7 protein-coding genes are annotated in these 12,357 nt (G+C 71.2%); all 7 read left to right on the plus strand.

The window, feature by feature from the left end; genetic code table 11:
- Positions 1 to 2: 2 nt before the first annotated feature.
- The 7 genes from ACWEK3_RS20960 (at position 3) to ACWEK3_RS20990 (ending at position 12,342) form a co-directional block, all read left to right on the plus strand.
- Complete coding sequence (locus ACWEK3_RS20960) at positions 3 to 527, plus strand: phage tail protein (protein ID WP_004003113.1); 525 nt, start codon at positions 3 to 5, stop codon at positions 525 to 527.
- 39 nt (positions 528 to 566) lie between these two features.
- Positions 567 to 1,295, plus strand: coding sequence for a T4 family baseplate hub assembly chaperone (locus ACWEK3_RS20965; RefSeq protein WP_453250307.1), 729 nt, complete (start codon positions 567 to 569; stop codon positions 1,293 to 1,295).
- Complete coding sequence (locus tag ACWEK3_RS20970) at positions 1,288 to 2,049, plus strand: hypothetical protein (RefSeq protein WP_450540092.1); 762 nt, start codon at positions 1,288 to 1,290, stop codon at positions 2,047 to 2,049. The genes ACWEK3_RS20965 and ACWEK3_RS20970 overlap by 8 nt, the downstream gene beginning before the upstream one ends.
- A 70-nt stretch (positions 2,050 to 2,119) precedes the next feature.
- The gene (locus tag ACWEK3_RS20975; protein WP_450540091.1) at positions 2,120 to 3,082 is read left to right on the plus strand and encodes a Pvc16 family protein; all 963 of its coding nucleotides are present in this window, start codon (positions 2,120 to 2,122) and stop codon (positions 3,080 to 3,082) included.
- 37 nt (positions 3,083 to 3,119) lie between these two features.
- Positions 3,120 to 5,081, plus strand: a complete 1,962-nt coding sequence (locus ACWEK3_RS20980) for an ATP-binding protein (RefSeq protein ID WP_453250308.1) — start codon at positions 3,120 to 3,122, stop codon at positions 5,079 to 5,081.
- A complete protein-coding gene (locus ACWEK3_RS20985) occupies positions 5,072 to 5,356 on the plus strand; it encodes a hypothetical protein (RefSeq protein ID WP_450544432.1) in 285 nt (94 codons plus the stop codon). The genes ACWEK3_RS20980 and ACWEK3_RS20985 overlap by 10 nt, the downstream gene beginning before the upstream one ends.
- Entirely contained in the window at positions 5,353 to 12,342 is a 6,990-nt protein-coding gene (locus ACWEK3_RS20990) for an eCIS core domain-containing protein (RefSeq protein ID WP_453250309.1), read from the plus strand. The genes ACWEK3_RS20985 and ACWEK3_RS20990 overlap by 4 nt, the downstream gene beginning before the upstream one ends.
- The last annotated feature ends 15 nt before the right edge of the window (positions 12,343 to 12,357 follow it).

The following is a 12,357-nucleotide window of genomic DNA, read 5'->3' on the forward strand; positions in this document are numbered from 1 at the left end:
CGATGGCAGAGTTCACCGTCAACGCCCATCGTTTCGACCCCTACAAGAACTTCAAGTTCCTGGTCCTGTGGGACGGTCGTACGGTCGCCGGCATCAGCAAGATCAGTCCGCTGAAGCGGACCACCGAGGTCGTCAAGCACCGGCACGGCGGCGACCCCTCCTCCCCGCGCAAGTCGCCCGGGCGCTCCGAGTTCGAGGGCATCACCCTGGAGCGCGGGGTCACCCACGACCCCGAGTTCGACCGCTGGGCCAACAAGGTCTGGCAGGTCGGAGCCGGGCTCGGCTCCGAGGTGTCCCTCGCCGACTTCCGCAAGGACATCGTCATACAGGTCCTCAACGAGGCCGGACAGGTCGCCGTCTCGCACAAGCTCTACCGGACCTGGCCCAGCGAGTACCAGGTGCTCGGCGAACTGGACGCCAACGCCAACGCGGTGGCGATCCAGAGCCTGAAGCTGGAGTGCGAGGGCTGGGAGCGGGACTACGAGGTGCCCGAGCCCGAGGAGCCCTCGTTCCTCAACCCGGCCTGATTCGACACGAGGTGAGGTGAGGGGACCCGGGGGGAATACATGGCGATCACCGGGGCGGCCGGGCTGCTGGCCACCTGGGAGGCGGGGCTCGCCGAGGCGCCCGCCGGGCGTGCCCTGCTGCTGCACGGCACGGCGCGCCCGGACCTCGACGCCGCGGCGCTGCCCGCCGTGCCGCTGGGCGAGCGCGAGTCCGACCTGTTCGCCCTGCGCCGCGCCCTGTTCGGGGAGCGGATGCAGGTACGGCTGGAGTGCCACGCGTGCGGCACGGACATGGAGTTCGAGCTGGACGCAGGGGAGTTCGCCAGGTCCCTCGCCAAACCCGGACAGCCGGTCGTACGGCTGACGGAGGACGGCTGGGACGTCACCTTCCGGCTGCCCGCCGCGGCCGACCTGACGACCGCGGCCCGGGCAGCCGACCCGCGCGCCGCGCTGCTCGCCCGCTGTCTGGTCTCGGCGGTCCACGACGGCACGCCCTGGACTGCCGACGCCCTTCCGGCGCCGGTGCAACGGCGGATCGCCGAGGCCGTCGAGGCCGTCGACCCGGGCGCCGACGTGACGCTGAACGCCGGCTGCCCCGAGTGCGGCACGGCCACCCGGGCCGAACTCGACATCGTCTCCTACCTGTGGACCGAACTCGACGCCTGGGCACGGGAGGTGCTCCTCGACGTCCATCTGCTCGCCACCGCCTACGGCTGGAGCGAGCCGGAGATCCTGGCGCTCAGCCCGCTGCGGCGCCGCTACTACCTGGAGCTGTGTGCGGATGTCTGACTCCTCTGTGTCCGACCCGTCCCGGGCGCTCGCGCCGGAGCCCGACTTCCTCGACCGGCTGATCGCCCGGCACGCCGTCGCGTCATCGGACACCGTCCGGGTACGGCCGCGGCTGCCCGGGCCGTTCGAACGCGTCGAGGCGGTCCGGGCCGGTTCCCCGGAGCCGCACGCCGCCGACGCCACGGCGTGGCCGCCCCCCACCCCCGCGGTCGTGCCCGACTGGGACGGGCCACGGCCCGCCGCCGAGATCCGGCGGCACACGGAACGCGAACGGACCGTCGTACACACCGAACGGGCCCCCGCGGAACCGGAGGCGGCGCGACCCGCCCCGGCCGCCCTGATCGAGGCACCGCTGCTGCGCCCCGTCGCCGCGCCCCCCGCGGCCGGGCCGCTCCCGGTGTCTCGGACCGGTCCGCGCAACTCCGGGCGACAAGGCCCGGAAACGAGCGTGGACCGATCCGCGGCGTCCGCCCCAGCCCCCCTGGGCGCCGGCGCCGCTCGCGCCGTCGTCGTGCCCACGGCACCGAGCCCCAGCGCCGCGGACACGACGGCGGCCCGCACCGCCGCACGACACGCCGCCGCACGCCGGCCCGGGCGTGCGCCCGAGCAGGTGGTGCGGGTGCAGATCGGCCGACTCGAGGTGACGGCCGGCCAGCCGTCCTCGCGGAACGGGGCACGGCAGAGCGCCCGCCCCGCCGAGCGGCCGGGCACGACCCTCAGCCTGGCGGACTACCTGACCCGGGGGCGCGAGTGAACCACGCGGCAGTGACAGCGACACGAGGGGCAGTTCGAGCGACACGACCAGGAACCGGGGAACTGACGCCGTGAGCAACGCACTCGCCATCGCCCATGTCAGCCAGGCCCTCGCCCTGCTGATCGAGTCCCACCTGCAGCCGGAGATCGACATGGCCGTCAAGGTGGAGCCGCGCAAACCGCCCGCCGAGCCGCCGACGGACCCCACGATCTCCGTCTTCCTCTACCAGGTCACCCCCAACACCTCACAGCGCAACAACGACCTGCCGACCCGCGCCGTCGACGGCACGCTGGTGCGCCGGGCCACCGCGGCGCTCGACCTGCACTACGTGATCAGCGCGTACGGCGACGAGACCGAACTGGTCGGGCAGCGGCTCATCGGTTCGGTGGTGCGCACCCTGCACGAGATACCCGTCCTGCCCAAGGACGTTATGGAACTCGCAGGTGAAAGACCGTACTTGGCAGGCAGCAACCTCGCGGAGGCGGCCCAGCGGGTGCGGTTCACGCCGACCGTGATGGACGTCGACGAGACGTCGAAGCTGTGGGGGATGCTCTACCAGACCCCCTACGCCCTGTCCGTCGTCTACCAGGCCTCCCTCGTCCTCATCGACGGCCTCGAGACGCCGGTTCCGGCCAAGCCGGTCGAACGGCCCGAGGTACGGGTGCTCCCGTTCGGCGCGCCGGGAGCGCCGATCCCGCCGCGGGCCGGGACCCGGCCCACCGAGACGCCGGCCGGGGCGAGCCGGGAGGAGGGGAGCCGCGCGCTGGGATGCCGTGAGCAGACCGAAGCCCAGGAGCCCGCCCCGAAGAAGGCGGCCGAGGCCGGGGCCAGGACCGCGGCGAAGATCCCTGCGAAAGCCCCCAGGAAGATCGCTGCGAAAACCCCCGCGAAGACGCCCGCGCGTGCCCGCAAGAGCACGCCCCGGGCGGCCGAGCCGGCGCAGCCATCCGCCCGGAAGACGGACGGCGGACGCGGCGGCAGCGGCAGGAACGGCGGGAAGGGCGCGGACGGCGCCGAGAACACGGAGAACTGAGTCGGCATGAGCGACACGAAGGGGGGCGGGTGAACAGATGGGCACGAACGGGCGGAGCACACCGGACACGGGCGACGGCACGGCGCTGACCGCCGGGATCCGGCGCGTCCTGGCCCGCGTCGACGCCCACGCGGCACGCGTCACCGAACAGCAGACCGCCGACCCCGGCACGGCCGTCGTACCCGTGCCCGGTACCACCACCCCGCTCGACGCGCTCGTCGCCCTCTTCGGACTCACCCCTTTCGAACGCGACCTCGTCCTGCTCACCGCCGCCGACGAACTCGAGCCCACCACCGCCGCCCGGTGCGCGGCGGCTGCCGGCGCTCCGCAGCGGGCGTACCCCACCTTCTCGCTCGCCCTCGCCGCACTCGACGAACCGCACTGGAGCGCACTCACCCCCGTGGCACCGCTCAGGCGCTGGCGGATCGTCGAACTCGAGGACGAGACCCGGCTGACCGTCTCCCGGCTCCGGCTGGACGAGCGCATCCTGCACTTCCTGCTCGGCTCGCCCTACCTGGACGCCCGGCTCCACGGCCGGCTCCGCCGCACCACGGCCCCCGACACGCTGCCCCCCTCCTACGACCTGGCCGCCGGCCGGCTCGCCGAGGGCTGGACGGAGGAGGGGCGCAGCCCCGACGCGCCGCTGCTGGTCGAGGTGACCGGCGGCGACCTGCGCAGCCGCGCCGAGATCGCCGCCACCGCGGCCGCCCGCTGCGGACTCGGCCTCTACGCCATGAGCGCCGAGGACGTGCCGGCCGACCCCGTCGAACGCGACCGGCTGGCCCGGCTGTGGCAGCGGGAGGCGATCCTGTTGCCCGCCGCCCTGATGGTGGAGGCCGGGGACCTGGACCGCGACCAGCGTGCGGCCACCGAGGCGTTCCTGAGCGGAGCCGCGGTACCCGTCGTCGTCTCCAGCGAGGACCCGCTGCGCACGGGGCGCCCGCACGGCACGCGCGTGCCCGTGCCGCCTCTGGGCGACGATGAGCAAATCGCCCTCTGGGCGGAGGCGTTCGGCGAAGTGGCCGACCTTGACGACGGAGAACTGCGTTCACTGGTCGCGCAGTTCCAGCTGCCGCCGCACGTCGTGCGCTCTGCTGCCGCCGCCGTGGGCCGCCGGCTGCCCCACGAGGAGGAGGCAGACGCCGCCGAACTCGCCTGGCGGGCCGGTCTTGACGAGGCCCGGATCGGCATGGACGAACTCGGCCGCCGGATCGAGCCGCGGGCCGGCTGGGACGACCTCGTCCTGCACGAACGGCAGACGGCCGTCCTGCGGGAGATCGTCGCGCACGTGCGGCAGCGGCCGACCGTCCACCAGGAGTGGGGCTTCGCCGCGACCCTGCGCCGCGGCCTCGGCGTCACCGCCCTGTTCGCGGGCGGCTCCGGCACCGGCAAGACCCTTGCGGCCGAGGTCATGGCGAGGGAACTGGGCCTGGACCTGTTCGTCGTGGACCTCTCCCAGGTCGTCAGCAAGTACATCGGCGAGACCGAGAAGAATCTGCGCCGTGTCTTCGACGCCGCCGAACGCGGCGGCGCCCTGCTGCTGTTCGACGAGGCCGACGCCCTCTTCGGCAAACGCAGCGAGGTCAAGGACAGCCACGACCGATACGCCAACCTCGAAGTCAGCTACCTGCTGATGCGGATGGAGGCCTACCGGGGCCTCGCCATCCTCACCACCAACATGAAGCAGGCCCTCGACACGGCCTTCCTGCGGCGCATCCGCTTCGTGGTCGACTTCCCCTTCCCGGCCGAGCACGAACGCGCCGAGATCTGGCGCCGCGTCCTGCCGCCGCAGGCACCGGTGAAGGACATCGACCCGGACCTGCTGGCCCGGCTCACCGTCGCCGGCGGCTCGATCCGCAACATCGCCCTGTCCGGGGCGTTCCTCGCCGCCGAGGAGGGCGACCGGCTGCAGATGCGGCACATGCTCGCGGCCGCCCGCACCGAGTACCTCAAGCTGGAGCGCTCACTGACACCCGCGGAGGTGCGCGGATGGGTGTGAACAGGCGACCCTCGGCGATCCGCGTGGAGATCGGCGAGCTGGTGCTGGACGGCTTCCAGGCGGACCCGGCCCGCGTCTCGGCCGCGTTCGAGCGTGAACTCGCCCGCCTGCTACGGCAGCACGGCGTGCCGCTGGCAGCGAACGGCGCCGTGACCGTGGACGCGCTCACCGGCCTCGCCCCGCTGCCCGCCGGACTGTCGGCCCGCCGCCTCGGCCAGGAGCTGGCCCGCGCGGTCCACGAAGGGCTCAGCGGCCACGGGGAGGTGACCCGGTGAGCTCCCGGACCCAGGGCGCCGGCGCGCAGCAGTCCGCCGAACAGCGCCGCCGCAAGCGCAAGGAGCGGGCCGCCAAGTCCCGCGCCCCTGAGCCGAAGAACATCGTCAGCGGCGCCGGCCAGCCCCTCGACCCCGGCATCCGACGCGAGTTGGAGGAGCAGCTCGGCCACGACCTGAGCCGGGTACGCCTGCACACCGGCCGGGACGCCGGACAGCTCACCCAGTTGCTCGGCGCCGACGCCGTGGCCGTCGGCCAGGACATCCTCTTCAGCGAGGGCGCCTTCAAGCCGGGCACTGACGAGGGGCGCCGCCTCCTCGCCCACGAGCTGCTGCACACCGTGCAGAACCCGCACGGCCTCGGCGCGCTGCGGGCCGGCCGTGAACTGGGCGCGGTGAGCCTGCCGCAGCAGGCCATCGAGCGCGAGGCCGAGTCGACCGCCCAGGACCTCGTACGCCCGTCCACGGCCGGCCCCGAGGCGTCCGCGCCCCAGGTGGCGGAGGACCAGGCCACACCCGGCTGGCTGCGCTACGCCACCGTCGACGCCGACCGCAACCGCACGGAGGCGATGGACCCGGCGACCCTGCTCGACCGGCTCGCCAACTCGGTCATACGCTCCCTGCGCGGCGACCCGGAGGACCTGTCCCAGCGGACCCGCAAACAACTCGCCCGGCTCCCCGAGGAGTTGCTCGACGGCGTTCTCGTCCGTCTGGAGAACCGGCTGCTTGCCCCGGAGCACGACCGGGTGCTCGACCTCGTCGACGAGGTCGAGGCGTACGACGACCATGCCCAGGATCTGGAAGTCAACGCGCACGATGCCCCGGAGATCGAGCCCGACGTGGCCGAGCAGGTGCGCACCGAGCGCGAGAGCGCCGTGCGGACGGAGGAGCAGCGACGGGCCGGGGAGGAGCGGCCGGGCATCGCGCCGGGACCGGAGAAGGAACGGGCCGTCGACCAGGGCGCAGCCGGCAGCACTCCGCAGAACGGCGGCACGCCGGAGCACGGGACCACGCCGCGGGGCGGGGGCGCGCCGCGCCGCGCGCAGGAGAAGGTGCCGGGGGCGAAGGGACCAGGCTCCGGGCAGGGCTCGGCGACGGCGCCGGGGGCACGGGGGCAGGGCTCGGCGACGGCGCCGGGAGCGGCGGCAGCCCCCGCTCAGCAGGAGCAGGCCGCGCCGTCCTCCGTATCCGGCGGCTCCTCGGGCGGCGGTCAGCAGGGTGACAAGCAATCCGCGGCATCGGCGGGCCAGGCACAGGGCGAGAAAGCGGACTCGGGCGGCCAGGAGCAGACCGAGCAGACACAGGCGCCGGCCGCGAGCAAGGAAGAGTCCGCGGCGGAGAACCGCCCGGGCGCGGCCGAGGCCGCTGTGGCCGGACAGCAGCCGAAGCGGCAGGACCGGCGCGGGCAGGAGAAGCCCGCCGGCTCGCCGACCGCCTCCGGCACGGAGGCCCAGCTCCCGGGCCCGTTCAGCACCCTCGACGGCAAGCGCGGCCGGGACATCGACGGACCGGAGCAGCAGACCGACGACGACCCCTTCGGCTCTGGCAGCGAGTCGGAGGTCGAGGTCGGGGGAGGGGAGTCGAGCGCCTGGGACGTCAAGCTCCAGCCGGACGACTTCGTACCCCCGCAGGACCTCGACGTGTCCGCCGTGCCGACCGCGGACAAGCTCGATCCCACCGCGTCCGCGGCCCAGTCGGTCCCGTCCTTCCCCGCCCCGCCGCCCACCAAGGCGGAGCGGGTACAGGCCGAACGGGACGCGGAGGACGCCGAGGACGCGACGGCCGAGCCCGACGACGCAGCGGCCGAGCTCGACGTCGAGCCGGGGCTCTCGGCGAAGGAGACCGAGGGCGGTCCGGACAGCGGTGCCGGACCGGACGGTCTCGCGCTGGAACAGGCCGCCGCGGCGCCGCAGGTGTCGGGCACCCGGGATCCCAAGAGCGGCGACGACCCCAAGGCGGGTCCCGTCGGCGCGCAGACCACGGTGCAGGAGGCGCCGGGCAGGGCCGAAGGGCTGTCCGAGGGCGGCGGCGCGGCCGGGGAAGCGGCCGCCAAGGAGGAGAAGGGCACCGCCGCCGCGGGCGACAAGGGCGCCGGCGGTCAGGAAAGGGAATCCCAGAAGGCGACCGGCGGCCAGTCGGCGCAGGGGGACGCCCAGGCGAAGGAGCCGGGCGCGGGTGCCGTCTCGGCCGAGCCAGCCGGACGGGAGGCGGAGGGCGCGCAGGGCGCCGGGGCCGCGCAGGCCGTGCAGAACGCGTCAGCCGTCGCGGGCGGGTCCACGGCGCCGGGCGCGCCGTCCGGAGCCTCCGCGGCGTCCGGTGCGTCGCATGAGGCCGGGGCGGGCGAGGCACCGGCCCACGAGACCCGTACGGCACCGCATGCCCGTACGGAGGCAGCGGCGCCGAAGCCTCAGGCCGCCCCTGCTCCCGCCGCGGCGAAGCCGGCACCGGTGCCCGTGAAGACGGCCACGGAATCGCCGGCCGAGCCGGAGTCGGCGCCGGCGCCGGCGCCGAAGGCGGCCACAGGGGGAGTTTCCCGGAGCGCCGGCGGGGGCGGTGGAGGTGGAGGTGCCGCTCCGGCTCGGGGCAAGGGCAAGAAGGACTCCGCCCCGGTCCCGAGCCTCTCCGGGGTCTCCCCGGAGGCGGGCCTGGCGACGGCCTCGAAACTCAAGCCGCACAAGGCACTTCAGTCCATGGGCGGCGTCGGCGGCGCGGTGGACCGCTCCGTCGGCGACGAGCACAAGGCACTCGCGTCCGCCCCGCCGTCGATGCAGCGTCCGGCGGGCGCGCCGCAGACGCTGGAGGGCAAGCCGAAGACGGACGCCCCGGCCGAGTACTCGCAGGACAAGCCCCAGGAAGCCCAGGCACCGGAACAGAAGGACGCCGAGGTCACGGGCGCCACGGAGCCTCAGGGCCAGATCGAGGCGGAGAAGGCCGAGGAGCCCGGGGGCTGGGACACCTTCAAGATGGCCCTGGGCTTCATCGGCGGCAAGATCGTGAACGGGGTCGCGAGCCTCTTCGGCGCCGACAAGCCGGTCGTGGATCCGCAGGCACTGGCCGCCAAGTTCGCGGGACTCCCGACGAAGGACGAGGCCCTCAAGCAGGCCCAGGCCGGCAACGCGCCGGGTGTCGACATGAAGGGCGCGGCGGAGCGGACGGCCGGGGATCAGGACGGCCATGTCGACGCCAAGGGCCAGGAGGCAATCGGGACGGCCCGGGACGATGCCGGCCGGGGAATGGGCGAGGACCAGGTCTACCCCGATGCTCCCAAGGAGAAGATGACCGCCAAGGTGCCCGGCGCACAGGGCGGCCGGGGCGGGGCGGTCGAGAGCGGCGGGGTCACCGGCGCCGTACCGCCGGAGGCCGCCTCCGAGGTGGCGGAGCACGACCGGGGCCCGCAGTTCCAGGCGGCGTTCAGCGACGGTACGAAGGCAATGTCCGAGGGCCGGCAGGCCAAGGACCGCGACACCCGCGACTCGCAGGCCCAGCACAAGCAGAAGGTCGACGCCGAGATCGCGGCGAACACCAAGACGCAGGCCGGCGAGCGCGAGAAGGCCATGGGTGACGTCACCGCCCAGCGCGAGGACTGGCGCAAGGAGCAGGACGAGCAGCTCAACTCCCTCGGCGACAAGAAGAGCGAGCGGCACGACAAGGTCCGCAAGGACGTCGAGGACCAGGAGAAGAAGACCGACGACGACGTCGACAAGGAGAAAACGGGCAGCGACAAGAAGATCCAGGACGAGAGTGACAAGGCCGAACGCGACGCGGACAACAAGCGCGACGGCGCTGTCAAGGACTCGGGCAACTGGGTCAGCAAGGCCTTCGACTGGATCAAGCAGAAGGTCATCGAGATCAAGGACGCGATCGTCCGGGTCATCCGGGCGGCCCGCGACGCGGTCATCGGCTTCATCAAGAACTTCAAGGACACGGTCGAGCGCTGGATCAACGACGCCCGCAAGAACATCGTCGACGCGATCAAGAACCTCATCAAGGACCTGATTGAGTTCGCGCTGGCGATGGTGCGAGCGGTGATCGAACTCGCGGCCAGGATCCGCAAGTTCATCATGAGTCTGATCTCGGCGGCGATTGCCCTCGTCAACCGTCTCGCCCGGGCCTTGAAGCAGGCTGTCTCCGACCTCCTCGACGCCATCGGCAAGTTGCTCAGCAGCATCCTGGACATCCTGAAGAAGGCGCTCCGGGCGGCGGTCAAGGCGGTTGTCTCGGCGGTGAAATCGGTCCTGGAGTTCGCGTCCAAACTCCTGAGCGCGCTGGGCGCCTGGATGATGATCGCGGTCGACTTCCTCTCGGACCCGGGCGGTTGGCTCGGCGGCGCGAAGAACTCCGCGGTGGACGGCGCGAAGAACCACCTCTTCCGCGAGGTGTCCTCGGCTGTCAAGGCCTGGTTCCAGGAGAAGATCCAGGAGATCATCGGCGTCCCCAAGGCGATCATCGACAAGCTGATCAAGGGCGGCTTCGGCCTGGAGCAGATCGTCAAGGAGGCCTGGGACGCCGTGGTCCCCCAGCTCCCGCTCATCATCGGCGAGTTGGTGATGACGAAGGTCGTCGCGAAACTGATCCCCGGCGCCGGCTGGGTCATGGCCGTCATCGACGCGATCCGTACGGCGTGGGGCGCTTTGAGCGCCATCCTCAGCTCACTCGGCGCGGTCCTGTCCTGGCTCAAGGCAGTCCGCATCGGCGGTGCCGGCATCCTCTTCGCCAAGGCGGTCGCGGCGGGTGTCGTGGCCCTGCTGGAGGTGCTGTACCAGGCCCTGCTGAACGGGATCGGCAAGTACGTCGCGAAGGTGGGGCGTCGCCTGAGGGGCGTGGCGGCCAAACTCACCAAGGGCAAACTCGGCAAGCCCGGCACCCGCAGGCAAGCCGGCGCCGAGGACACGGAAGGCCAGGGCCTCACTGGGAAGGGCAAGGGCGAGACCACCGAGCGGAAGCCCGGCTCGGACGGCAGGACGCCGAAGGACACGGAGCCGAAGGCGGGCCAGGACAAGAACAGCACTCCCGGAATATCCAAGAAGCCCGAAGACGCGAAGACCTCCAAGACCCCCTCGCCCAAGGACAAGAACGGCAGGCCGAAGGACCCCACCGAAAAACTGGACACCAAGCCCACCCCTGCCGCAAAGCCCAAGCCCAAGCCGGAGCCCCGCCCGAAGCCGAAGACCGAGCCGGAACCGAAGCCAAAGAGCACCGACGACAAGGCACCGGGCAAGCCCAAGGACCGGGACCCGAACAAGCCCAGGTCCGGGGACAAGGACACCCACGACACCTCGAAGCCCAAGAACAGCGACGGCAAGACGCCGGACAGGACGAAGGACCAGGACCCCGGCAAGCCGAAGTCCGGAGACAAGGACGCTCCGGGCAGGCGCAAGCCGGACGCGGATCAGGAAAACGCCAGGAACAAGGGCAAGGCCAAGGACAGCGACAGGCCTGGCAGGTCGAAGACCAAGGACAAGGACGGCGACAACAAGCCTCGCAAGCCGAAGGAGAAAGACAAGGGCGGAAAGCAGCCGAAGCCCAAGCACGAGTCGAAGGGGCCGAGGCGGAGGCGCGACAAGCAGGAGGACCGGAGGTCCAAGGAGAAGGACCCGGTCAAGGAGAAGAAGGACAAGAGGGACCAGCGCAAGAAGGACGAGGACTCGAAGGACTCGAAGGACGAGCGGTTGCGCAAGGTCGTAGCCCGTATCCGTCCCAAGGCCGAGGCGATGCTCAACCGAGGTGTTCAAGGGGCTGTCCTGGCCGGCGCCCTGGCATCTATGCGTCTGTGGTACCGGCTGAGCGGGCTGGAACTCACCGGAAATGACAGGTTCCGCATTCTGGCGCGGCTCAATCCGCAGGCGGATGTGACCAATGGGCTGACTGTCGACGAGGATGAACTGCTCGCCTTCCTCCAAGAGTTGGCCGATGAGATCGCCAAACATCCCAAGGTTGCGGCCGGGGAGCAGGCGATAGCGCCTAACCCCATACCTGAGGAAGAGCTGAAGAAGAAACCCCGCCCCGTGCGGAGACTGGAAGAAGGGCAAGAACGGTTTACGGTGCCCCGGGGTGTGGGGCTCGCCTCTGTCTTCAACTTTCTCAGGAAGCGTCCCTTCCGCGAGATGAACACGCATGACTTCTTGACTTTCACCGATGCCAGTGCCCCACGTCACGGCGGTGACCCGGACCTGGCGCCCCCGACGGTGGCCGTTTATCAGCCCAACGAGACCAACAAAGCCCAAGCCGACATGGAGAAGCGACTCAAAGAAGCTGCCGCTCATGGGTCGTCACCTGAGGAGGGCGCAGAGCTGCGACAGGAACAACAGTTGGTCGAAGACGAACAGCGTGCGCGACGCCGCCAGATCAAAGCCGGAAAGTACAAGCGCATGAAGCGTTCTGGGGAGCTGCGTGATGGTCGGGCAAAACCGCTCACGTATTCTGCAATTGAAGATGACATCTTCTCGGACCCCCGGCGTGGGAGGGATGCAGTGGAGGCAGCCCGAGAACTGGCGAGCGGACAGCGCCCCAAAGGGCAGCGGGGCCTCGACGGCGCCCACCTCGGCGTGCTCATCTCAGGCCAGGAGGCCCACCGAAACCCTCGTACACTCATCACCGCCGCAATGATCCTGGACATGGCTGAACGAGGACACTCTGTGAGCGTTCCGAGTGGTAACGCCGGCGGCACGAGCACGCTCAACGTGAACCCCAACAGGCGTATGTCAGGTCTTGAAGCGCTGAAGCTGCTGCCCATGGCTCCGGGGGGTGCGATGGAGGAATCAAGGCAGTTGGACGACTATATGGAGGAGTGGGCAGGAGCAACTCCGGATGAGCGTGCCAAGCTCGGGAGGAGAGCAGGTGCTCAACGGATGGCGGACCGGGAAATCGGTGCCGTTCGCATCTGGGTGCGGTCATTGGACATCAAGACATCTGCCGGCAAGCAGTTGGCGACCTTCGAAGAACTCAAGGAGCAGATACGTCAACGGATTTACAACATTTATGGAATTTGATTGCAATCAAGTGGA

Source organism: Streptomyces sp. NPDC004721 (genome assembly GCF_053601495.1).

What these genes read in the sequence shown, in the direction of transcription:
- ACWEK3_RS20960 (WP_004003113.1), top strand. Translation starts at nt 3, where the DNA reads ATGGCAGAGTTCACCGTCAACGCCCATCGTTTCGACCCCTACAAGAAC.
- ACWEK3_RS20965 (WP_453250307.1), top strand. Translation starts at nt 567, where the DNA reads ATGGCGATCACCGGGGCGGCCGGGCTGCTGGCCACCTGGGAGGCGGGG.
- ACWEK3_RS20970 (WP_450540092.1), top strand. Translation starts at nt 1,288, where the DNA reads ATGTCTGACTCCTCTGTGTCCGACCCGTCCCGGGCGCTCGCGCCGGAG.
- ACWEK3_RS20980 (WP_453250308.1), top strand. Translation starts at nt 3,120, where the DNA reads ATGGGCACGAACGGGCGGAGCACACCGGACACGGGCGACGGCACGGCG.
- ACWEK3_RS20985 (WP_450544432.1), top strand. Translation starts at nt 5,072, where the DNA reads ATGGGTGTGAACAGGCGACCCTCGGCGATCCGCGTGGAGATCGGCGAG.